This window comes from Peterkaempfera podocarpi (genome assembly GCF_042466665.1).
Taxonomy (GTDB): domain Bacteria; phylum Actinomycetota; class Actinomycetes; order Streptomycetales; family Streptomycetaceae; genus Peterkaempfera; species Peterkaempfera podocarpi.
Genome location: NZ_CP162102.1, coordinates 7,830,687 through 7,854,485, shown reverse-complemented (window position 1 = coordinate 7,854,485; position 23,799 = coordinate 7,830,687). Strand labels below are relative to the sequence as shown.

The 23,799-nt window shown below is 72.7% G+C and carries 11 protein-coding genes; all 11 read left to right on the top strand.

Annotated features, from left to right (window positions below; translation table 11 throughout):
* The first annotated feature begins 2 nt into the window (after positions 1–2).
* The 11 genes from AB0761_RS34255 to AB0761_RS34205 all read left to right on the top strand — a co-directional run bounded on the left by AB0761_RS34255 (position 3) and on the right by AB0761_RS34205 (position 23,752).
* A complete protein-coding gene (locus tag AB0761_RS34255) occupies positions 3–9,989 on the top strand; it encodes an amino acid adenylation domain-containing protein (protein WP_377273148.1) in 9,987 nt (3,328 codons plus the stop codon).
* Between the two features lie 20 nt (positions 9,990–10,009).
* Entirely contained in the window at positions 10,010–11,017 is a 1,008-nt protein-coding gene (locus AB0761_RS34250) for a TauD/TfdA family dioxygenase (RefSeq protein WP_377273147.1), read from the top strand.
* Between the two features lie 51 nt (positions 11,018–11,068).
* Positions 11,069–12,859, top strand: coding sequence for an amino acid adenylation domain-containing protein (locus AB0761_RS34245; protein ID WP_377273146.1), 1,791 nt, complete (start codon positions 11,069–11,071; stop codon positions 12,857–12,859).
* The gene (locus AB0761_RS34240; protein WP_377273144.1) at positions 12,856–13,638 is read left to right on the top strand and encodes a thioesterase II family protein; all 783 of its coding nucleotides are present in this window, start codon (positions 12,856–12,858) and stop codon (positions 13,636–13,638) included. Before AB0761_RS34245 ends, AB0761_RS34240 begins: the two co-directional genes overlap by 4 nt.
* Before the next feature lie 4 nt (positions 13,639–13,642).
* Positions 13,643–14,941, top strand: coding sequence for a cytochrome P450 (locus AB0761_RS34235; protein ID WP_377273143.1), 1,299 nt, complete (start codon positions 13,643–13,645; stop codon positions 14,939–14,941).
* The gene (locus AB0761_RS34230; RefSeq protein WP_377273142.1) at positions 14,938–17,994 is read left to right on the top strand and encodes an amino acid adenylation domain-containing protein; all 3,057 of its coding nucleotides are present in this window, start codon (positions 14,938–14,940) and stop codon (positions 17,992–17,994) included. Before AB0761_RS34235 ends, AB0761_RS34230 begins: the two co-directional genes overlap by 4 nt.
* Positions 17,991–18,740 carry a thioesterase II family protein gene (locus tag AB0761_RS34225; protein WP_377273141.1) on the top strand — a complete coding sequence of 250 codons (750 nt, stop codon included), beginning with the start codon at positions 17,991–17,993 and terminating at the stop codon, positions 18,738–18,740. The genes AB0761_RS34230 and AB0761_RS34225 overlap by 4 nt, the downstream gene beginning before the upstream one ends.
* A gap of 64 nt (positions 18,741–18,804) precedes the next feature.
* A complete protein-coding gene (locus AB0761_RS34220) occupies positions 18,805–20,238 on the top strand; it encodes an enoyl-CoA hydratase/isomerase family protein (protein WP_377273140.1) in 1,434 nt (477 codons plus the stop codon).
* Positions 20,239–20,281: 43 nt separating this feature from the next.
* Positions 20,282–21,406: a pyruvate dehydrogenase (acetyl-transferring) E1 component subunit alpha gene (gene pdhA, locus AB0761_RS34215; RefSeq protein ID WP_377273139.1), complete on the top strand. Its 1,125-nt coding sequence runs from the start codon at positions 20,282–20,284 to the stop codon at positions 21,404–21,406.
* 1 nt (position 21,407) lies between these two features.
* The gene (locus tag AB0761_RS34210; RefSeq protein WP_377273138.1) at positions 21,408–22,427 is read left to right on the top strand and encodes an alpha-ketoacid dehydrogenase subunit beta; all 1,020 of its coding nucleotides are present in this window, start codon (positions 21,408–21,410) and stop codon (positions 22,425–22,427) included.
* Positions 22,424–23,752: a dihydrolipoamide acetyltransferase family protein gene (locus AB0761_RS34205; protein WP_377273137.1), complete on the top strand. Its 1,329-nt coding sequence runs from the start codon at positions 22,424–22,426 to the stop codon at positions 23,750–23,752. The genes AB0761_RS34210 and AB0761_RS34205 overlap by 4 nt, the downstream gene beginning before the upstream one ends.
* The last annotated feature ends 47 nt before the right edge of the window (positions 23,753–23,799 follow it).

Genomic DNA, 23,799 nt, shown 5'->3' with positions numbered 1-23,799 from the left:
CGTTGCTGCGCCTGTCCGACACGGAGCGCGTGCTGCTGCTGACCATGCACCACATCGCCGTCGACGGCTGGTCGGTGCGCGTCCTGCTGGGCGAGCTCGCCCGGGGATACGAACTCCTTCGGGCCGGCCGGCCCGATGACCAGGAGCACCCCGAATTCCAGTACGCCGACTACTCGGAGTGGCAGGACGAGTGGCTCGCCGGCCCGGCCGCGGAGCGGCAGGAGGAGTACTGGCGGGGCCAACTCGCCGGTGAGCTGCCCGTCGTCGAGCACCCGGCCACCCGGAGACGGGTACCGACCACCGGGTCCCGACCGAGTGCCGTCCACCACTTCTCGCTCCCAGCCGACTCCGTGCGAGGCCTGGCCACCCTGTGCGCCCGCTCCAACACCACGCTGTTCACCGGCCTGCTGGGCGCCTTCGACGTGCTGCTGAGCCGGTACACGGGCCTCGACGACATCGTCGTCGGCGTGCCGATGGCCAACCGGCACCACGAGGAGTTCGAGAACACCGTCGGCCTCTTCGTCAACACGACGGTGGTCCGCGCGGACCTCTCGGGCGAGCCCACGTTCGCCGAACTCCTGACCTCACTCTCCGACACGATGCTCGACGCCCAGGAGAACCAGGACCTCCCGTTCGAGCGGCTCGTCGAGCTCACGGGTGCGCCGCAGGACCTCGTCACCTCACCCCTGTTCCAGGTCATGTTCACCCTGCACCAGGGCCGTGACCAGGCATTCGACCTCCCCGGCCTCCACGTCGCCGAGCTGACGCCCGAGGTGGACACCGCCAAGTTCGACCTGCTGCTGGACGCGGTGCAGACCGCCGAAGGTGTCGAGTGCTCCATCGAGTACCGCAGCGACGCGCTGTCCGCGGAGACGGTCAGCCTCTTCGCGCAGCACTACAGCCGGCTCGTCGATGCCGTCGTGAGCGCTCCGGACGTGCCGGTCGGCGGGCTCCGCGTCCTCACCGACGCGGAGTACGAGCGCTGGGTGCCCGAACCCGTCGCGCCGGCCGGGACGTCCGACAGGTGCCACGAGCTGTTCGCCGAGTGGGCCCGCCGCACTCCGCAGGCGCCGGCCGTCACCTTCCGCGGCGAGCACATCGGCTACGCGGAGCTCGACCGTCGGGCCAACCGCCTCGCGCACCTGCTGCGGAGCCTGGGTGTGGGGCCCGGCATCATGGTCGGCCTCGGCATGGACCGCTCCCCCGACCTCCTGGTCGGCATCCTCGGGATCCTGAAGGCCGGCGGCTGCTACGTGCCGCTCGACCCGGCCTACCCGGCCGAGCGACTGCAGTACATGGCCGAGGACTCGGGAATCGGCATCATGGTGGCCAACGGTGCCGCCGTCGCCGAGCGCGCGTCGTTCACCGGCCGGATCGTGGACCTCTCCCGCGACGAGGAGGAGCTCGCCTCCTGGCCCGATTCGCCGCCCGAGCCGTGCGGGTCGCCCGACGACCTGGCCTACGTGATCTACACCTCAGGTTCGACCGGTCGGCCCAAGGGCGTCCTGGTGCCGCACCGCGCCATCACCAGGCTGTTCACCGCCACCCGGCCCTGGTTCGGATTCGGCCAGGACGACGTGTGGACGCTCTTCCACTCCTACGCCTTCGACTTCTCGGTGTGGGAGATCTGGGGAGCGCTGGCGCACGGCGGGCGCCTGGTCGTCGTCGACTACGAGACCAGCCGCACGCCCGCTGCCTTCCACCAACTGGTGCGCGAGCAGCATGTCACCGTGCTGAACCAGACGCCCTCCGCCTTCACCCAGTTCAGCCGGGCCGACGCGGAGAGCGGCACCTCCCCCGCCGACCTCGCCCTGCGCTACGTGATCTTCGGCGGCGAGGCGCTCGAACTCTCCGGCCTGCGTGACTGGTTCACCGCGCACGGCGACGCAAAGCCCCAGCTGGTGAACATGTACGGGATCACCGAGACCACCGTGCACGTCACCTACCGGCCGATCACCGTGCAGGACCTCGACGCGGAGCGCGGCAGCGTCATCGGAACCGCCATCCCGGACCTGCGCCTGTACGTGCTCGACCGGCACCTCCAGCCGGTGCCCACCGGCGCCACCGGTGAACTCCACGTCGGCGGGGCCGGACTGGCCGAGGGCTACCTCAACCGCCCCGAGCTCACCGCGGACCGCTTCATCCGCAATCCCTTCGCACCCCACCTCGAGGACCGGCTGTACCGCACCGGCGACCTGGTCGCGGTGCTCTCCGACGGAGAGCTCGAATACCGCGGCCGGATCGACAACCAGGTCAAGCTGCGCGGGTTCCGCATCGAGCTGGGTGAGATCGAGGCCGCCCTGCTCGGGCACCAGAGCGTCGCAGCGGCAGTGGTACTGCTCCGCCAGGACGCCCAGGCGCACCCCTACCTGGCGGCCTATGTGGTACGCGCTGCGGCGGGCGGGGACGGTCACCCGCTCGACGAGGTCCTGCGCGCCCACGTGGCAGCCCGACTGCCCGACTACATGGTGCCGGCGGTCTTCAGCGAGCTGAGCGCCTTTCCGCTCACCACCAACGGGAAGATCGACAAGGTCGCGCTGCCGGATCCGCGCGGCCAGGCCGCGACCGCGGACCGCTCCCGCACCGCGCCCCGCACCGACATCGAGCGCACCCTGGCGCAGATCTGGTCCCGGGCCCTGGAGCAGCCCCAGGTGGGCATCGACGACACCTACCTCTCGCTGGGCGGCGACTCCATCCGCAGCATCCGGGTGCTGGCCGAGGCCCGCGAGGCCGGTCTCGACTTCTCGCTGGGCGACCTGCTGACCCGTCAGACCATACGCCGGATCGCCGAGGTGACCACGTCCTCGCAGCCCGAATCGCCCCGGGCGACGCGAGAGCCCTTCGACCTGGTCGGCGAACCGGATCGGGCCCGGCTTCCGGAGGACCTGGAGGACGCCTACCCGATGACCGAGCTGCAGCTCGGGATGGTCTTCCACAGTGACCTGTCGCCGACCGGCCACAGTCAGTACCACGACTTCTGGACCTACCGGCTGCGGGTGCCTTACTCGTCGGCGGCCTGGCAGTCGGCCGTGGCGCAGGTCTTCGAGCGCCACGAGATCCTGCGGACCTCGTTCTCCGTCGAGGGCTTCAGCGAGCCTATGCAGCTGGTGCACCGTCACGTCGAGCTGCCGCTGACCGTCGAGGACCTGCGCCACCTGTCCGCGGCGGAACACGAGGAGGCGGTGGCCACCCGTACCGTGCTGGAGCAGTCGACGCCCTTCGACTGGAGCCGCGCGCCGTTCGCCCGCTTCCACCTGCAGCGGCTGACCGACAACACCGTCCAGCTGTATATGGTCTGGCACCATGCCATCCTGGACGGCTGGAGCGAGCGCTCGCTCTTCGTCGAACTGCTGCAGCGCTACGGCCGGGCGCTGCGCGAGCCCGACGCCCCGCGCGACGATCGCCTCGCCTACCGCTTCCGTGACTTTGTCGAGCTGGAACGGGCGGCGGTCAAGGATCCGCAGGCCGCCCACTACTGGGCCGACTCCCTCGACGGCTACTCCTTCGCCCCGTTCGTCCGCGCTCCCGCCAAGGCCGCCGGCACCCACCTGCCCACCATGGGGTTCAGCCTCGAGCCCCTGCCACAACCGCTCAACCAGGCGCTTCGCCGGCTCTCCGAGAAACTCGGAGAGCCGGTGCGCACCCTGTTGCTGGCCGCGCACCTGCGGGTGATGGGCGCCGTCGCGGGCACGAGTGACGTGGTGACCGGCGCGGTCTTCAACGGCCGCGGCGAGGCTCGCGACGCGGACAAGTGCCTGGGGCTGTTCCTGAACACGCTGCCCCTGCGCATGCGGATGGACGGCTCCAGCTGGGCCGAACTGATCCGCCGGACCGCCCGACTGGATGCGGACATCCAGCAGCACCGGCGGTTCCCGATGGCGCAGATCCGCCGACAGGTCGGCCGTCCGGTGCTCTTCGACACCTACTTCAACTACACCCATTTCCACGTGGAGCAGTCGCTGGCCGAGTACCCCGAAATCGAGGTGCTCGATGCCACCGGCTCCGGCGACAACAACTTCACCTTCGGCGCCGCATTCAGCATGAACAGCGCGACCGGCGAGCTGGCCCTCGGCATGCGCTACGACGCGGCGCTGATCTCCGAGGGGCAACTCAGCGCGCTGCGCAGCAGGTACGAGCTGGCCCTGGCACAGATGGCCGATGCCCCGCACAGCAGCTACGGGAGCACGAATCTGCTGTCCGCCGCGGAGCGCGGCGACGTCGAGGCGTGGAGCGGCTCCGAGCCGCTCCCCGAGGCACCCGCGGCCACCCTCGCCGGCCTGTTGGCGCTCGCCGCCCGGGAGCACCGGGACGCCACGGCGGTCGTGTTCGGCGACGAGCGCGTCAGTTACGGTCGGCTGGATGCGCTCACCACCCGGCTGGCGCGGACCCTCCGGGACGCCGGTGTCACACCGGACCGCCGGGTCGCCATCTGCCTGGACGATTCGGTCGACCTGATCGCCGCGATCCTCGCCGTGCTGAAGGCGGGCGGCGCCTACGTGCCGCTCGATCCCGCGCAGCCGACGGCCCGCCTGCAGTCGCTGCTGGCGGATTCCGGCGCCCTGCTGCTGACCGACGCTCAGCACAGCATCCGGCTGGCGGGTTTCCCCGGTGAGCGGGTGCGGGTCGACGAGCTGCTCGGCGAGCCGGACAGCGCGGACGATCAGGCGCCGCTCCCGGAGGTCTCGGGCAGCGAGCACCTCGCGTACGTCATCTACACCTCCGGCTCCACCGGCACCCCGAAGGGCGTGGCCGTCGCCCACCGCGAGATCGTCGGCTACCTGAGCGGCATCCGCGAGCGCCTGGGTCTGCGGCCGAGTGCCGTGTACGGCCTGTCGCAGTCGCTGGCGTTCGACTTCAGCATGACCATGCTGTACCTGTCGCTGACCACCGGCGGCACCCTGCACCTGCTGCCCCGCCACCTGACCGGCGATGAGCTGGCCACGGCGGTGGAGGAGTCGGGCTTCGACTACCTCAAGATGACGCCGTCCCACCTGTCCGCGCTCGGGGCCGCCCAGGACGTCGAGCGCCTGCTGCCGCGCCGCGCACTGCTCCTGGGCGGGGAGGGCAGCGCCGCCGAGTGGAGTGCACAGCTCGCCGCCCGCAGGGTGTGCGAAGTCTTCAACCACTACGGGCCCACCGAGGCCACCGTGGGTATGACTGTCCATCAGGTCACGGCCGACGGCATCGACGGCGCCACCCCGATCGGTCGTCCGCTGCCCGGGGCCCGCGCCTACGTGCTGGACGACCACCTGCAGCCGGTGCCGCCCGGGACCGTCGGGGAACTGTACCTGGGCGGTGCGCGGCTGGCCCGCGGCTACCTGGACCGGGCGGCCCTGACCGCCGAGCGCTTCGTCGCCGATCCCTTCGGTCCGCCCGGCGCACGGATGTACCGCAGCGGAGACCTCGCACGCTGGCTGCCCGGCGGAATTCTGGAGTTCCTCGGCCGCCGCGACCACCAGATCAAGATCCGCGGGCACCGGCTGGAGCTGGGCGAGGTCGAGGCGGCACTGCGGGAACTGCCCGGCATCGCGCAGGCGGTGGCGGTACCGCACCCCGCCGATGCGCCCCGGCAGCTGATCGCGTACCTGGAAGCCCTCCCGGGCGCTCGGCCCATGGCGTCGGGCGAACTGCGCCGGCAGCTGCAGGCACTGCTGCCCGAGCACATGGTGCCCTCCCGGTTCCTGACGCTCGACCGACTGCCGCTGCAGAGCCACGGCAAGATCGACCGCAAGGCGCTGCCGGACCCGGACTCCGTCGACGCGGGACCGGCCCAGGTCCGCGAGGAGCCGGCCACCGAGCTGGAGCGGGTCGTCGCACAGGCCTGGCACGAGTTGCTCGGGGGAGCACGGCCCGGGGTCACCGACGACTTCTTCGAGCTCGGCGGGGATTCGCTGCTCGCCACTCGACTGGTGGGCAGGCTCCGCCGGGAACTCCCGCAGGCCGCCGCCCCCGTCCGGGTCAGGGACCTGTTCACGCACCGCACCGTCCGTGCCCTGGCCTCGCTGCTTGCGCAGTCCGGTGCCACCGACGGCCCTGGCGGGACGACCGGGGTGAGCGGCGGGGAACGGCAGCAGGGGCTGCTGCCCTCGGTACGGCAGCAGGGGCTCTGGTTCCTGAACCAGCAGCACCCCTCCTCGACCTACAACGTGCCGACGGCGGTGTGGCTGGACGGCGCTCTGGACCTGGCGGCGCTGCGGCTGGCCCTGTCCGACCTGGTCGCCCGGCACGAGACCCTGCGCTCCGTCTTCGAGGCGGCCCAGGGTGAGCTGCGGCTGCGGCTGCTCGACCCCGCCGGGATCGACCTGCCGCTGGTGCCGGTCACCGAGTCCGAGGTGCCCGAGACCCTGGCCCGGCTCGGTGACGTGCCGTTCGACCTCTCCGTGGAGGTGCCGTTCCGGGCGCACCTGCTGAGGGTCGGCCCGGAGCGGCACCTGCTGCTGCTGGTGATCCACCACGTGGCGACCGACGGGGCGTCTCGTGCGGCCCTGTACCGGGACCTGGCCGCGGCGTACACGGCCCGGGCTTCGGGACGGGCGCCGGCCTTCGCGCCGCTGCCGGTGCGCTACACCGACTACGCGGCCCGGCAGCGCGAGTTCCTCGGCGATCCGGCCGCGCCCGGCAGCGAGGCGGCTCGCCAGCTCTCCTTCTGGAAGCAGGCCCTGGCCGGGCTGGCCGAGGAGACCGTCCTACCGGCCGACCACCCGCGGCCCGCGGCCCCGTCCCACCGCGGCACCAGCCACCAGGTGGTCTGTCCGGCCGAGGTGCACGCGCGTCTGGTCGAGCTCGCCCGGGAGACCGGCACGACGCTGTTCATGGTCGTCCAGGCGGCGACAGCCGCCGTGTTGAACCGCCTGGGCGCCGGCCATGACCTGGCCATCGGCGTTCCGGTCGACGGGCGGGCTGACGAAGCCCTGGACGACTTGGTCGGATTCTTCGTCAACACCGTGGTCCTGCGCACCCGCACCGACGGCGCCCGGTCCTTCCGCGAGCTGCTGCTACGGGTGCGCGAGACCGACACCGCGGCGTGGGCGCACCAGGACGTGCCTTTCGACTGGGTGGTGGAGGCCCTCAACCCGGAACGGGCCGCAGCGCGCAATCCGCTCTTCCAGGTGCTGATGACCGTTCAGGACGAGGCCGATGACGCCTTGGAGCTGCCGGGGCTGACCACACGGACGGAACGGGTGGACACCGGCATCGCCAAGTTCGACCTGTCCTTCGGCTTCACCCGCCGCCGCGACCCGGCCGGGGCGCCGGACGAGCTCCTGGTTGCCGTCGGCGGCAGCGTCGACCTGTACGACGCCCGCACGGTCCGTGCGGTGGCGGAGCGCACGGCGCTGCTCCTGGCCGCGGTCGCCCAGGACCCGGATGTCCCGCTGACGCAGATCGAGCTGCTCGACGACCGGGAGCGCGAGCAGCTGTCGGCACAGTGGTCCGGCCAGGCTGCTGGCCGTCCGCCCGCCACCCCGGTGGAGCTGTTCACGGCCCAGGCGGTGCGACGGCCGGAGGCGGTGGCGCTGGTGTCGGGCGGGGAGCGGGTCGGCTACGGCACGCTGGATGCGATGGCGGACCGGTTCGCGCAGGTGCTCGCCGAGCACGGCACCCGGCAGGGGTCCGCGGTGGCGGTGGCGCTGGGCCGGTCGGTCGAGCTGGCCGTGGCGATGCTGGCCGTGCTCAAATGCGGGGCCCTCTGCGTACCGGTCGATCCGGGCTCGCCGGCCGAGGAGATCGCGGCGCTGCTCGCGCTCACGGGGCCTTGTCCGGTGGTCGTCGACCCGGCCACCGCCGACTCGCTGCCCGCAGGACTCGACCTGCCCCGGATCGTGCTGGACCGCTCGGCCCTGACGGTCGGGAAGCCGGCCGGGGCGGCACCCGGCGCGCAGCCCGCGGACCCGGCCTACCTCGTCCGCACGCCGGGCTCCGCGACGCCGGGCTCCGCGACGCCGCCCACCGGCGTCGCCCTGACGCACGGCGGCCTGGCCGCGGCCGTACAGGCCACCGCCGAGCGGTTCGGCTTCGGCGACGACGACGTCTGGGTGTGGAGCCACTCCCCCGCCTCGGCGCTCGCCTTGTGGGAGCTGTGGGGCTGCCTGGCGCACGGCGGCACGCTGGTCGTCGCTCCCACCACCTCCACTGCGCAGGAGCTGCTGCAGCTGCTGGAGCGGGAGCGGGTGACGGTCCTCGCCCGGACGGCGTCGGCCTTCCGCGCGCTCGTCCGTCAGGACGCCGTACTCGCGCCCGACCTCGCGCTGCGGACCGTCGTGGTGGCTGACGAGCCGGTGGCCGTCGGGCCGGTGGCCGACGGGCCGGTGCCCGACTGGTACGCCCGGCACCCACGCCACGGGGTGCGGCTGGAGCGGATGTACGGCGTCATGGACCTGGGCCTCCCGGTCGCGTACGCACCCCTGGACGGCGGGGCGCCGGTCGAGCCGGCGGGCCTGCGCGCACTCGTCCTGGACGGGGCACTGCGCCCGCTGCCGGTGGGCGCGGTGGGCGAGCTCTACGTGGCCGGTCCCCAAGCGGCGGACGGCCGTGCGCAGCTGCCGGGGACGACGACCGCACACGCGGTGGACTGCCCCGTCGAGCCGGGGCTGCGGATGCTCCGCACCGGGTACCTGGCCCGTCGCTCGGAGGACGGTCGGCTGGAGTACGCCGGCCGGTCGGACGAGCGGGTGCGGTCGCGGGGCTCCTGGGTGGACCTGGGGGCGGTGCGGGCCGAGCTGGCCGGCCGGCCGGAGGTCGCCGAGGCCGCGGTGGCGCTCGGGGACGGTCCGGACGGCAGCCGGGTGGTCGCCTGTGTCGTGCCCGCCGACACCACGGTGACGGCCCGGGAGCTGGAGGCGCAGCTGCGTGACCGGCTGGCCGACCCCTCGGTACCGGCGATCGTGCTGCTGCCCGAGCTGCCGCGGACCACGGACGGGTGGCTGGACCGGCAGGCCCTCGCGGCCGCGACGCCCGGCCCGGATGCCGCACCGGGTACGACGGGGACCGCACTGGACGACGAGCTGTGCACGCTCATGGCCGAGATCCTGAACGTCCCCGCAGTCGGTCCGCAGGACAACTTCTTCGCCCTGGGCGGCCAGTCCCTGCTGGCGGTGCGCTTCCTCGGCCGGGTGAAGGAGGTGCTGAACCTGGGCCGCACCAGGCTCACCATCCGTGACCTGTACCGCAGTCCCACGGTGGCGCAGCTGGCGCAGCACCTCAGGACGCAGGTGCGCAGCAATCCGATGGTGCCGGTGCTGACGATGCGCGAGGGGAACGGCGAACCGCTCTTCTGCCTGCCCGCGGTCTCCGGGCTGACCTGGGCGTTCTCCGGGATCCTGCCGCACATCGGCGAGTCGCGCCCGATCATCGGGCTGCAGTCCGAACAGCTGCTGAACCCGACCGCGGGTCCGGCCGACTTCGAACAGCTGGTGACAGCCCACGTCGCGCGGATCCGCGAGGCGCACCCCGACGGCCCGTTCCACCTGATGGGGTGGTCGTTCGGAGGGGTCCTGGCGCACGCGGTCGCCGCCCGGCTCGAATCGCTGGGCGAGCGGGTCGGCACCCTCGCCCTGCTGGACGCCCGCCCGCCGGCCGGGCGGCGGCGGCCGGCGGACCGGCGCTGGGCCCTGGCGCTGCTGCTCGGCCGCACCGCCGACGGGCTCCCGGAGCCGGCCACGGACGAGGAGCTGATCGAGCTGCTGCGGGCCAACGAACCGGTCCTCGGCATGCTGGAGGCCGAGCAGGTCGCGGCCGTGGTCGCCACGACGATGGCCAACCGGACCGCGTTCCTGAGCCACGAGGTGCGGGAGGTGTTCACCGGGGACGTGGTGTTCTTCAACGCCACCCGCACCAGCCCGCTCCCCGGCACCAAGGCCTGGGCGCCGTTCGTCCGCGGCGAGATCCATGAGTACGACATCGACTGCGGGCACGTGGAGATGACGCGACGACAGCCGCTGGAAGCGATCGGACGGCTGCTCGACGCGCACCTCGGCCCATCTGCTCACTGAGAAGAACGTGGAAGGTGCACATGACGAAGATCGCACTCGACTGGCAGGTCGTCCCCGGCAAGCCGGCCACCGCTCAGGCGCCGGACTTCGCGGACATCGCCGAGGCGTGCGACTGGCTGGGATCCGTCGGCGGCGAGCTGTCGGCGGCGCTGCACGAGCACGGGGCGCTGTACCTGCGCGGTCTGCCGATCACCCGGGTGGACGACTTCGCGGCGGTCCGCGACCGGCTCATCCCGGCCGCCACTCCGTACCGCGAGAAGGCCACCCCGCGCAGCGACTTCGGCCAGGGGGTGTTCTCCTCGACGGACCTCCCCGCACCGCAGCGCATCCAGATGCACAACGAGAACAGCTACACCCTGACCTTCCCCGGGCTGCTGGTCTTCAGCTGCCTCACGGCCCCCGACGCGGGCGGTGCCACCCCGGTGGCGGACTGCCGCAGAGTGCTGCGGACCGTACCCGAGGAGCTGGCGCGGAAGATGCGGGCGGTGGGCTGGCAGCTCACCCGGACCTACTCCGACCACCTCTCCACCGACTGGCGCACGGCTTTCTCTTCGCAGGACCAGCAGGTGGTGGAGCGCTACTGCGCCGACAACCTGATCTCCCACGAATGGCAGCAGGACGGGAATCTGCGCACCCGCCAGCTCCGGCCGGGCGTCATCAACCACCCCGACACCGGTGACGAGGTCTGGTTCAACCACCTCGCGTTCTGGAACGAGTGGGCGCTGGACGAGGACCTGCGCGAGGTCCTGGTGGACGAGTTCGGGCCGGGGAACCTCCCGTTCAACACCGCGTTCGGCGACGGCGAGCCGCTCACCAAGGCCGACCTCGATGCCGTACGGGCGGCCTACGACGAGGCGACGGTGCGCGAGACCTGGCAGGTGGGCGATCTGCTCCTGGTCGACAACATCCTCACGGCACACGGCCGGGACCCCTATCAGGGCGACCGGAAGATCGTGGTGGCCATGGGCAATCCGGTTGAGCTGGCCGCCTGCCGGCCGACCGTCGAGGCCGGACCCTCGTCCTTCTGAGGCCCGACGGGCACTCGGACGCGACGGTTGCGGACATTGGGGAAACTGGGAATGGGCGATCACTTCATCAAGCAGGAAACCCTCCTGACGGGCCTACGGCGAGCCGTCCTCGAGGCTCCGGAGCGAACCGCGGTGACGGCAGCGGACGGCACACTCACCTTCGCGGAACTCGACCACCGCACGCGGGAGCTGGCCACCGCACTGGTCGCCCGTGGGATCTCCCGGGGCGGACGCGTGGGCGTCTGCCTGGAGCGCGGCACCGGGCTTGTGGTGGCGCTGCTCGCCGTGTGGCGAGCAGGCGCGGCCTCCGTGCCACTGGACCCGGAATACCCGGACGAGCGGCTGGCCTACATGGCCGAGGAGGCCGGCATCCGGGCACTGATCACCAGCCGGCGCCCCGAGCTGGCACCGGCGGACGCGGTGGTCCTCGGTCCGGACACCGCTGCGGACACCGGGCTGTCCGAGGAGCACCTCGACAACTGCTCCGGGTCCGACAGCGCGTACGTCATCTTCACCTCCGGTTCGACCGGCCGGCCCAAGGGTGTCGAGGTGACGCACCGGTCCGTGGCGTCACTGGCCGCGGCCCTGGACCGGGTGGGCGCCTACGGCCCCGGGCCGCGCGTGGTCGCCTGGAACGCCAGCGTGGCGTTCGACGCTTCGGTCAAGCAGTGGACCCGGGTCTGCCGCGGCGACACCGTCGTGGTGCTGACCGAGGAGGAGCGCAAGGACGCCACGCAGCTGGAGCTGGCGCTGCGCCGCCATGACGTGGACGACCTCGACCTCACCCCGTCCCACTGGACCTTCCTGGAGGAGACGCTGCTCGCACGGCCCGCAGGGGAGCGGATGCTCCGGCTGTTCATGGGCGGCGAAGCGATCCCCGAGCACACCTGGCGGAAGCTGGCCGAGGCCAGGGACCGGGGCATCCTGGAGTGCCTGAACCTGTACGGCCCGACGGAGTGCACGGTGGACGCCACTGTCGGCTGGGTGACCGGTGAGGTCCCGGGCATCGGCACGGCGCTGCCGGACGGCCGGCTGTATGTGCTGGACGACGGGCTGCGGCAGGTCGCCGACGAGGCGGAGGGCGAGTTGTACATCGCCGGCCCGCGCGTCGCGCGCGGCTACGTCAACCGACCCGGCCTGACCGCCCAGCGGTTCCTGGCAGACCCGTTCGGCGAACCCGGCAGCCGGATGTACCGCACCGGCGACCGGGTCAGGCACCGGACTGACGGGACCTTCGAGTACCTCGGACGCCGTGACCGCCAGGCAAAGGTACGCGGGTACCGGGTCGAGCTGGGTGAGATCGAGGCGGTGCTCGGCCGGCATCCGCAGATCGCGGGCGTGCGCGTCGTGGTCCGCGCGGACGGGTCCGACGGCGGCCGGCTGGTGGCGTACCTGGTCCCGGCCGGGGCTTCGGCCCCGGGGGCGGAGGAGCTGCGCGCGTACGCGGCTTCCGCGCTGCCTGAGTTCATGGTTCCGTCGGCATTCGCGGTGCTTGCGGCGCTCCCCCTGACGCCCAACGGGAAGCTGGACGAAGCGGCACTGCCCGCACCGGAGGATCCACCGACCGGCACGGACCCGCGACCCGATTCGGCGCCGCGCGCCGGGACCGAGGCGGTCGTCGCCCAGGCCTGGCGCGAGGTGCTCGGTCTCACCGGAATCGGCCGGGACGACGACTTCTTCGCCCTGGGCGGCCATTCGATGACCGCGATCCGGGCGGTGGCCGGTCTCAAGAAGACCTTCGGACCGATCATCACCACCAAGGACATCTACCGGCATTCACGCCTCGGCGCCTTCGCCGCTTACATCGACTCCCGGCAGACGACGACGGACGGTACCGCATGAGCGACGCAGCAGCTGTCCGGGACACCACCGTTGTCCGGCCCAGGCGCAATCCCGGGGCCCGCAGGATCCTGTTCTGCCTGGGGTTCTGCGGCGGCGGCACCGGCGCCTACCTGCCGTGGACCGCGGCCGTTCCGGACGACACCGAACTGGCGGCGATCTGCTATCCGGGACGGGAGGGCCGGTTCACCGAGGAGTTCGCGGCCGACTGGGAGGAGCTGGTCCAGGACTCGCTGTCCGCCGTGCTGTCCGCCGCCGACCGCCCCTACGTGCTGTTCGGGCACAGTCTGGGCGGGTGGATGGCCTTCGACCTGGCCGTCCGCATCAAGGAGTGCGGCGGTCGCGCTCCCGATTCGGTGGTGGTCTCGTCGGCCAACTCGCCGCGCCGCCAGCTGGACGGCCACGACATGTGGCCCAACTCCCCTCGTGAGGGGCACTCGGACGCGGAGCTGATGGGATGGATGCAGTCCTTCGGACTGATCCCCCAGCACGCCCTGGACGACCCCGACCTGCGGGAGATGGCTCTGGACCTGATGCGTGCGGACCTGCACGTGCGGGACTCCTTCACCTACCGGGCCGGGTCGGCGCTCGACGTCCCGCTCCAGCTGTTCACCGGCGAGTCCGACGAGGTCATCGAGCCGAACACGGCGGACCACTGGCGCGAACTGGCCCGTGGGGGGTTCCGGCACGACGTGCTGCCCGGATCCCACTTCTACACCCCCCAGGTCTGGGCCTCGCTGCCCGGCATGATCTCCGCCCTCGGCTCCCGGCAAGGAACCTGACGACATGCGCATCACCTCTGACGATCCGTCGACGGGAGAAGGCCCGGAGCCGGACCTGTCCGACCCCCACTACTTCGGCACCGGAGACCCCCACCCGGTCTGGACCCGGTTGCGCGCCGAGGATCCGGTCCACCGGCAGTGCCCCGCGCAGGACGGGCCGGAGTTCTGGGCGGTGACCCGGTACGCAGACGCCTCCCGGGTGCTCGCCCGGCACACGGAGTTCACCACCGAGCGGGGCAACATCCTCACCACGCTGGGGCAGACCGACATCGCCGGCGGCAAGATGCTCGCGGTCACCGACCCGCCGCAGCAGCACCGGCTCAAGGAGCCGCTGGTCCCGTACCTGGGCAAGAAGGCGGTGCGGGCGTTCGAGCCCAGGCTCCGGGAGTTCTCCCGGCGGCTGCTCTGCGTCGCCGCCCGCCAGGACACCTGGGACTTCGCCGCGCAGGCGGCGTACTACCCCATCGCGATCGCGGGCTTCCTGCTCGGGATTCCGGAGGCCTCCTGGGACCGCCTGAAGCACTTCACCTACGCGGCCGTGGCCGAGTCGGACCCCGACTACGCCGACGCCGGCGACTCCCGGTCCTCAGTGCTGGGCCGGGCCCACTCGGAGATCTTCCTCCACTTCCACCGGGAGGTCTCGCGCCCCGGCCGGGCCGAGGCGGACGACCTGATCGGTGTGCTGCTGCGGGCCGCTCCCGACGGTCGCGCGCTGAGCCGCCAGGAGGTGATCCTCAACGCGTACAGCCTGCTCATCGGGGCGACCGTCACCACCTCGCACGCGGCCAGTGCGGGCCTGCTCGCCCTGCTCGAGAACCCCGACCAGCACGCCCGCTGGCTGGCGACCGGCGACACCGCCGCCCTGGTGGAGGAGGTCCTGCGCTGGTCCTCGCCCGCCAACCACGCGATGCGCCACACCACCGGCGACGTCCAGCTGAGCGACACGGCCATCCCCGCCGGCTGCCCGGTGACGGTGTGGCTGGGCTCGGCCAACCGGGACGAGAGCGTGTTCCCGGATCCCTTCCGCTTCCGCGTCGACCGCTACCCCAACCGCCACATCGCGTTCGGCGTGGGCGCACACCGGTGCATCGGCGCCCACGTCGCCCGGTTGGCACTGACGGTCCTGTTCGAGGAGATCGCCAGGAACTTCGAGCGGATCGAACTCGCCGGAGAGCCAAGCCACTTGCACTCCACGTTCATCGCAGGCGTCAAACGCCTCCCCGTGCGGACGGTCCTGCGGCCCGAAGGGGCCGCACTGCGGGAACTCCACCCACTCGGCGACACCGTAAAGGAAGCACCGTGACTGCCCTGGCACACCCGGCCGACACATCGCTCGACGGCGGCTCGCACCCCTCCCAGCACGTGGTCCGGTGTCTGCGGATCGAGGGAGACCTCGACGCCGACGCCGCCCGCCGCGCCCTCGCGCTGCTGGCCCGGCGGCATCCCGCGCTGCGCACCGTACTGTCCGCGGACGGCGCACCGGCAACGATCGCCGCCCAGGACACGGCAGTTGACTTCTCAGCGTCGCAGGTGTCGCGCGAGGACGCCCCGGCCGAGGCCGTACGGGTGGCCCGCGAGCCGTTCAACCCCACGCGCGGACCGCTGGTGCGCCTACGGTTGCTGCAGATCGGCGACCAGGAGTCCCTGCTGGTGGCGGTGGCCCACCGCCTGGCACTGGACTGCGCCGGTGTGGACGCCCTCCTGGTGGAACACGCCCGCGCCTGCGCGGCGGACCGTCCGGGCGCACCGGCCGGCGACACCGAGCTGGCCACGCCGGCCTCGCCGGGCGCCGCCGAGGTGGGCGAAGCCCGGGACCACTGGCAGCGGCACCTGGCCGACCTGCCGGTCCTCGACCTGCCGACGGACCTGCCCCGTTCCGCCCGTACGGAGCGCACCGGCGCCGTCGAGCGCTTCGTCCTCCCGGCCGAGCTGACCCGGCAGCTGCTCGCCCTGCCGGGGGAATCCGCCGGATCCGCCGCCCTGTACGCCGGCGCGGTGGCCCTGCTCGCCCGGCACACCGCCCAGCGCACAGTGCCCGTCCTGGTCCCGGTACGCCCGGACCCGACTGGCCCGGACACCGGGCTCGGCCGGCCCGAGACCGACGTCGTCCTCACGCTCAGCCTGACGGACGACCCGACATTCCTGGAGCTCGCCCAGCAGGTGCGCGACCGGCTCGAGCGAGCCCGCGCGGCGGCGACCGCCCTGCCGCCCGACGCGCTCGCGGCCCTGGTGGGCGCCTGCGGCGATCCCGCACGCCAGCCCGTACCGGTCAGGTTCGCCGTGCGCGGCTCGGACCCCGTGCTGCCGCAGTACCCGGGTGCGGTGTGCACTGCGGTGGAGCTGCACCTGGGGACAGCGGCCCGGGACCTCTCACTCGCCTTCGTACTGCGCGGGGAGCAGGTGCACGGCGAACTCGAGTACGACACCGGCCTGTTCGAACCGGTCACCGCCGAGCGGATGGTACGGCGGCTGGTGCACCTGCTGAGCGCGGCCGTGGCAGACCCGCAGGCGCCGGTCTCCGCCTTGCCGGTGCTCCCTCCCGAGGAGCGCGCCCTCGTGGTGTCCGAGTGGAACCGCACGGAGCGCGATTTCCCTCGCGACCGCACCACGGCGGCGCACTTCGAGGAGCAGGTCCGCCGCGACCCCGAGGCGATCGCAGTGGAACACGAGGACGTGCGGGTCAGCTACGGCGAGCTGAACGTGCGGGCCAACCGGCTCGCCCACCGGCTGATCGGGCTCGGTGTCGGCCCCGACGTCCCCGTCGGCCTGTGCCTGCACCGGTCTGTCGAGATGGTGGTCGCACTGCTCGCGATCCTCAAGGCGGGCGGCGCCTATCTGCCGCTCGACCCCGAACACCCCGCGCAGCGGAGGGCGTTCGTGGTGGAGGACGCCGGCGCGCCGGTCGTCCTCACGGACACCGGCGGAGCCGCGGCGTTCACCGACCTGTCCGCCGAGGTGCTGCTCCTCGACCTGCCGGACCCGGCCGGTGCCGACCGGCCGGTCAGCGATCCCATGACGCCGGCCACCGCCGAGCACCTCGCCTACGTCATCTACACCTCCGGCTCGACCGGGGCGCCCAAGGGCGTCGCGGTCAGCCACCGGGCGCTCAGCCGACTGGTCAAGGGCGCGGACTACGCGCGGCTCGGACCCGGTGAGACACACCTGCAGCTGTCGCCGCTGACCTTCGACGCCTCGCTGCTGGAGCTGTGGGGTTCGCTGCTGAACGGTGGGACCCTGGTGCTGCCGCCGTCCGGTCTGCCGTTCCCGGATCTGCTGAAGGCCTCGCTGCAGCGCCACCGGATCACGGTCCTGCTGCTCGTCTCCCCGCAGCTCCACGTGGCGGCGGAGCAGTTCCCGCAGGAGCTGGCGAAGGTCGAGCAGCTGCTCGTCGGCGGTGACGTGCTCTCGCCCGCCAGTGCCGCGAGCCTGCTGCCGTACCTGGAGAACACCCGGTTCCTGCATGTGTACGGCCCCACCGAGTGCACGCTCTTCGCCACCTGGAAGCCGATCGAGCCGGCCGACACCACGCGTCCCACCATCCCCATCGGGCGTCCGCTCGCCAACACCCAGGCGTACGTCCTCGACGAGGACCTCGCGCCGCTGCCGGTCGGGTTGCCGGGCGACCTGTGGCTCAGCGGCGACGGCCTGGCCCGGGAGTACCTGAACCGGCCCGAGCTGACGGCGGAACGTTTCCTGACCGATCCGTTCGGCCCGCCGGACAGCCGGATCTACCGCACCGGTGACCTGGCCCGCTGGCTGCCGGACGGCACCCTGGAGTTCCTCGGCCGCGGCGACGACCAGGTCAAGATCCGCGGTTACCGGATCGAGCTGGGCGAACTGGACGCGGCGCTGGCTGCGCACCCGGACGTGCGGGCGGTGGCCACCGTGGTGCGCGACGACGCGCCGGGCGGGCGGGCGCTGGCGGCCTACCTGGTGGGCGACACCCGCCCGAGCGACGCGCACCTGCGGGAGCACCTGAGTGCCCGGGTACCGTCGTACATGATGCCGGCGGCGTTCGTCTGGCTCGACGAGATCCCGCTGACGGCCAACGGCAAGGTCGACCGCAAGGGCCTGCCGGCACCGGTGTTCGGCGGGACGGGCGACCGGTCGGCCGAGCCGGGCACCGCCCTGGAGGGCCTGATCCTGGCGGCGATCGCTGACACGCTCGGCCTCGAGGACGTCGGACCGGACGACGACTTCCTTGAGTTGGGCGGCAACTCCCTGCTGCTGGTGGAGCTGTTCACGACGCTGGAGAAGGCACTGCCGGACAGCGGCCTGACCCTGGTCGACCTGCTGGACAATCGCACCGGCGCGCTGATCGCGGGCCTTGTGGACACCCGGCGGGGCAGCGCGTGAGCTCCGGCCGGACGCCCTGGATCCTGGGTCCTGTTGACGAACGCGCGGGCGGGGAGCGGCTCTTCTGCTTCCCGCACGCGGGCGCCGGGGCGAGCGCGTACTCCTCGTGGCGTCCGCACCTGCCGGACTCCGTGGCCCTGTTCCCGGTCCAGCTGCCCGGACGGGAGACACGCTCCGGCGACCCGGTGCCGGACACCCTCGACGAGCTCAGCGAGCAGGTCGCCACGGCGCTGCTGCCGCTGCTGCGACCGCCGTATGTGCTGTTCGGGCACAGTTTCGGGGGCCTGCTCGTCTACGCCCTGGCGCGGCACCTGCACGAGCGCGGGCACCCGCTGCCGCAGCGGCTGATCATCTCCGGGGCCCGGCCGCCCCACCTGGCGGCCACCACCTCCTACCACCTCCTGCCGCACGGCGAACTGCTGGACTTCCTGCGCGCCACCAACGGAATCCCCGCGTCCCTGCTGAGACACGAGGAGTTCGTCCTGAGGCTGCTGCAGGTCCTGCGCACGGACCTGCGCCTCGCCGCCGAGTACGTGCCGGCGACCGCCGAGCCGTTGCCCTGCGACATCCGGATCCTCACCAGCACCGACGACCCGGTGGTCCCCGCCGGCCTCATGCAGGGCTGGCGGGACTACACCGCGGGCGAGTTCGGCACGCACCGGGCGGCCGGGGACCACCACGCGGTCCACGACGTGACCGGCGAACTGTTCACCGCCCTTGTGCGGTCCGGTCTCGATCTCGGCTGACCGCCGCACCAGCGCGGCCGGGCCACCCGAACCGCGGACCAGAACCTGAGGAGACCAACCCACCATGGAGACAACCCTGTCCACCCACGTGCCGACCCAGGACATGCACCGGTCCGGTCCCGCGACGACCAGCCTGCCCGAGGCCCCGGAGCTGGGCGGGGAGCACGCTGCGGACAGCCACGAGCTGAGCGCCTACCTGCTGGCCTGCTCGGAGCTCACCGCGGCCCTGCCGCCGCGGGCCGAGCGCTCCCCCGAACAGCACGCGAGCGCCGAGCGGATCAACACCGCAGCCCGGGGCCTGCGGCACCGCTTCCTCGACCTGCACGCCGGGCGCGTCTACGACGAGCTGACCGCGGGCCGCAGCCGCCAGGTCCGGGTGGACGAGCTGGCGCTCACCGCGGCGGACCGCTACCCGGGCCTGGTCCCGGCTCGCGACCACCTGGCCGCCGACCGCCTGGTCACACAGGCGGCGAAGTCCGGCGCCGAGGTCGACCAGGGCATCCTCTTCGCCCACCTGCTGGGCCGCCGCGACACGGGCGAGCACCTGCTGCGCTCGATGCTGGCCCCCACCGAGCAGGCGCTGCGGCTGCTCCCCGAGTTCCGCAGGACCGGCCACCTGGACCTCGGGCAGGCCGTGATCCACCGGGACGGCTGTGTGGCCGAGGTGACCGTCTGCAACCAGCACGTCCTCAACGCCGAGGACGACGCGGTGGTCGAGGCCCTGGAGACCGCGGTGGACCTGGCCCTGCTCGACGACGCGGTGTCCGTCGGGGTGCTCCGCGGCAGTGTGCTCTCCCACCCTCGATACGCCGGCCGGCGCGCCTTCGGCGCCGGCATCAACCTGACCGACCTGTACGCGGGACAGATCGGCTTCGTCGACTTCATGCTCCGCCGGGAGCTGGGCTACATCCGCAAGTTGATCCACGGCCTGGACCACGGTTCGACCCGCGGTCCGCTCGGCATGTCGGGCGGCAAGCCGTGGGTCGGCGCGGTGGAGACCTTCGCGATCGGCGGCGCGTGCCAGGTCGCCCTGGTGCTGGACCGGGTGATCGCCGCATCCGACGCCTACTTCTCGCTGCCCGCGCTCACCGAAGGCATCGTCCCTGGCGCGGCCAATATGCGGCTGGGGCGGGTGGTGGGCCGGCGGATGGCGCAGCGGCTGATCTTCTTCGGCGAGTCGGTCGCCGCGGACAGCCCCGAGGCCCTGGCGCTGTGCGACGAGGTCGTCGCGCCCGAGCGGATGGACGCGGCCGTATCGGCGGCCGCCGACCGGCTGGCCGACCCGGCCGTTCCCAGTAACCGCCGGATGCTCCACCTCGCGGAGGAGTCCGACGACCTGTTCCGCACCTACATGAGCCGGTACGCGCTGGAGCAGGCCACCCGGATGCACAGCCCCGACGTGGTGGCGAAGTTGGAGCGTACCTGGATCAACCGCCGCAAGCCCGCCGGGTCCGAGGTCCGGTCCGAGTCGACCGGCCAAGCCACCGCCCTCGCCTGACGTTCTCTCACCTGACCCTCCTGCCCAGAGAGCGAGCCGCCCCATGCCGGCCACAGCCTCGTCGTCCGTGCCACATGTCCGACCACCGGCGCACGACCTGCTGCCCGCGGCAGTACCCGTGCAGTTCGTCACCGAGGCCGGCGCACCGTCGACGGCGTCCGCGCACTACGCCGCCCCCTCGACGGCGCAACTGCGTGCGGCCTACCGCCACATGGTGGTGGGACGGCGATTCGACGAGCAGGCGTCGACCCTGGCGCGGCAGGGACGGCTCGCCGTCTACCCCTCCAGCCGTGGACAGGAGGCCTGCCAGGTCGCCGGGGTGCTCGTGCTGGGGCCCACCGACTGGCTCTTCCCCACCTACCGCGACACGGTGGCCATGGTGACCCGCGGCGTGGACCCGGTGGAGGCGCTGACGCTGCTGCGCGGTGACTGGCACTGCGGCTTCGACCCGATGGCCGCACGGATCGCGCCGCCGTGCACGCCGCTGGCCACCCAGCTGCCGCATGCCACCGGTATGGCGGACGCGCTGCGCCGCAAGGGCACGGGCGGTGTGGTGATGGCCTTCGTGGGAGACGGCGGGACGAGCGAGGGCGACTTCCACGAGGCGCTGAACTTCGCCGCGGTCTTCCGGGCGCCGGTCGTCTTCCTGGTCCAGAACAACCGGTACGCCATCTCCGTCCCGCTCGACCGGCAGACGGCCGCGCCGGCCCTGGCGTACAAGGGGGTCGGCTACGGGGTGCGCTCCGAGCAGGTCGACGGCAACGACGCGGTGGCGCTGGTCGCGGTCCTGACCGCGGCGGTGGAGCACGCGCGCTCCGGTGCGGGGCCCTTCCTGGTGGAGGCCCACACCTACCGGATGGACGGGCACACCAACGCCGACAACCCCGACCGCTACCGGAACCAGGACGAGGTCCGGCGCTGGGGTGCGGCGGACCCGCTGCGGCGCCTGGAGTCGTACCTGCGGGACCAGGGCGTCCTCACCACCGAGGATGTCCGCGCCGTGCGGGCCGAGGCCGAGGAGCTGGCCGCCGACCTGCGCGCGCGCACGGACGACGAATACCCGGCCGACCCGCTCGAGCTCCTGGACCACGTCTACGCCGATCCGACCCCCCAACTGCGTGATCAGCGCGAGCAGTTGGCCAGGGAACTGAAGGAGGCCGAGGGCTGACATGGGAACGGTCACGATGGCGCAGGCCCTCAACACGGCGCTGCGCGACGCGCTCCGCGAGGATGATCGCGTCCTGGTGTTCGGGGAGGACGTCGGCCGGCTCGGCGGAGTGTTCCGGATCACCGACGGACTGACGGACGCCTTCGGCGAGGAGCGCTGCTTCGACACTCCGCTGGCGGAGTCCGGCATCGTGGGGCACGCGATCGGCCTGGCGATGGGCGGCTTCCGCCCAGTGGTGGAGCTCCAGTTCGACGCCTTTGCGTACCCGGCGTTCGAGCAGCTGGCCTCGCACCTGGCGAAGATGCGCAACCGCACCCGCGGCCGGGTGGCGCTGCCCGTGGTCCTGCGGATCCCGTACGGCGGTGGGATCGGCGGTGTCGAGCACCACAGCGACTCCAGCGAGGCGTACTACGCCCACACGCCGGGACTGAAGGTGGTGACCCCCGCGACCGTCGAGGACGCCTACTGGCTGCTGCGGGACGCCGTACGCGACCCGGACCCGGTGGTGTTCCTGGAGCCCAAGAAGCTGTACTGGTCCAAGGACGACGCCGACCTGGAACGGCGGGGGGCGGCCCCGTTCGGCCGGGCGGCCGTCCGCCGCCCGGGCCGCGACGCCACGCTGGTCGCCTACGGGCCGTCAGTTCCGGTCGCACTGGAGGCCGCGGCCGCGGCCGCGCGCGAGGAGGGACTCGACCTGGAGGTCGTGGACCTGCGCACGCTGGTGCCCTTCGACGACGAGACGGTGTCGGCGTCGGTGCGGCGCACCGGCCGCTGCGTGGTCGTCCACGAGTCCCACGGATTCGCTGGGATGGGCGCCGAGATCGCCGCGCGGGTCCAGGAGCGCTGCTTCCACTCGCTGGAGGCCCCGGTCCTGCGCGTCGCCGGTTTCGACATCCCGTACCCGCCGCCGAAGTTGGAGCACGCCTATCTGCCGGGGGTGGACCGGGTCCTGGACGCGGTCCGGCGGCTGCAGTTCCACGACGTCCCGGACACCCTGCACGTTGCCCGGAGGAGCGCATGACCACCACCGCACAGCACCGCGTCTTCGTCCTGCCCGACCTGGGCGAAGGGCTCACCGAGGCCGAGATCCTCTCCTGGCGGGTCCAGGTCGGCTCCACCGTCGAGGCCGACCAGGTGGTGGTCGAGGTCGAGACGGTGAAGGCGACCGTCGAGCTGCCAGTGCCGTACGCCGGTACCGTGCTGGAACTGCACGGCGAGGAGGGAGCGGTGGTCGCGGTCGGCGCTTCGCTCGTCACCGTCGGATCGCAGGCCACGGCTCCCGTGGCCGCCGCCCCGGAAGGTGGCGGGCGGGAGGGTGGCGGGCGGGAGGGTGGCGGCCGGGAGGGTGGCGGGCGGGACGCGGGCAGCGGGAGCGGCCATGTCCTCGTCGGGTTCGGGACGGACCACAACCCGGCCGGCCGCCGGCGACGCCGGCCCCCGGTCGCCGCCGTCCCGTCGTCCGACCGGGCGGTGGCACCGCTGGTGATCTCCCCGCGGGTCCGGCTGCTGGCCCGTGAGCACGGTATCGACCCGGCCGGGCTCACCCCGAGCGGACGGTACGGCGTCGTGCTGCGCCGGGACGTCGAGCAGGCGATCGCGCAGGCCGCGGCCGTCCCGCCCACCGCGGCAGACCTCCGCCCGCAGCACACCCCCGACCCGGTCGAACGCATCCCCCTGCGGGGCCGGCTGCGAACCGCCGCCGAGAAGCTCTCCCGCGCGGGAGCGGTCCCTGCCGCCACCACCTGGGTCGACGTCGACGCGACCGAACTGCTGCGCACCCGCGACGCCCTCCGTGCCTCGCCCACCGGCGGGGGGATCAGCCTGCTGGCCCTGCTGGCACGGATCAGCGTCGAGGCGCTGCGCAGGTTCCCGGAGCTGAACGCGTCGGTGGACGAGGAGCGCAGCGAGGTCCTCCGCTTCCCCGCGGTGCACCTGGGCTTCGCCGCACAGACCGACCGCGGCCTGCTGGTCCCCGTCGTCCGCGACGCGCAGCGGCTGACCACGGCCGCCCTGGCGGCCGAACTCACCCGGCTGACCGGGCTGTCCCGCACCGGCGCGTTGGAGCCCCGCTCGCTGACCGGCGGAACCTTCACCCTCAACAACTACGGGGTCTTCGGTGTCGACGGCTCCACCCCGTTGGTCAACCACCCGCAGGCCGCCATGCTCGGCGTCGGCCGGATCACCGACAAGCCGTGGGTCGTCGACGGGCAGCTCGCGGTCCGCAAGGTGGCCCAGCTCTCCCTGACCTTCGACCACCGCGTCTGTGACGGCGGCACCGCCGGTGGCTTCCTGCGGTACGTCGCCGACTGCGTAGAGCGCCCGGCCCTGCTGCTGGCCGACCTGTGACCCGCACCCGGCCCGCGGCCCGCCGCGGCTGCACCATGACAGAGACG

Excerpts from the sequence above, each read along its gene's own strand:
- AB0761_RS34250 (WP_377273147.1), top strand. The coding sequence starts at position 10,010 with ATGACGAAGATCGCACTCGACTGGCAGGTCGTCCCCGGCAAGCCGGCC.
- AB0761_RS34245 (WP_377273146.1), top strand. The coding sequence starts at position 11,069 with ATGGGCGATCACTTCATCAAGCAGGAAACCCTCCTGACGGGCCTACGG.
- AB0761_RS34240 (WP_377273144.1), top strand. The coding sequence starts at position 12,856 with ATGAGCGACGCAGCAGCTGTCCGGGACACCACCGTTGTCCGGCCCAGG.
- AB0761_RS34235 (WP_377273143.1), top strand. The coding sequence starts at position 13,643 with ATGCGCATCACCTCTGACGATCCGTCGACGGGAGAAGGCCCGGAGCCG.
- AB0761_RS34220 (WP_377273140.1), top strand. The coding sequence starts at position 18,805 with ATGGAGACAACCCTGTCCACCCACGTGCCGACCCAGGACATGCACCGG.
- pdhA (WP_377273139.1), top strand. The coding sequence starts at position 20,282 with ATGCCGGCCACAGCCTCGTCGTCCGTGCCACATGTCCGACCACCGGCG.
- AB0761_RS34210 (WP_377273138.1), top strand. The coding sequence starts at position 21,408 with ATGGGAACGGTCACGATGGCGCAGGCCCTCAACACGGCGCTGCGCGAC.
- AB0761_RS34205 (WP_377273137.1), top strand. The coding sequence starts at position 22,424 with ATGACCACCACCGCACAGCACCGCGTCTTCGTCCTGCCCGACCTGGGC.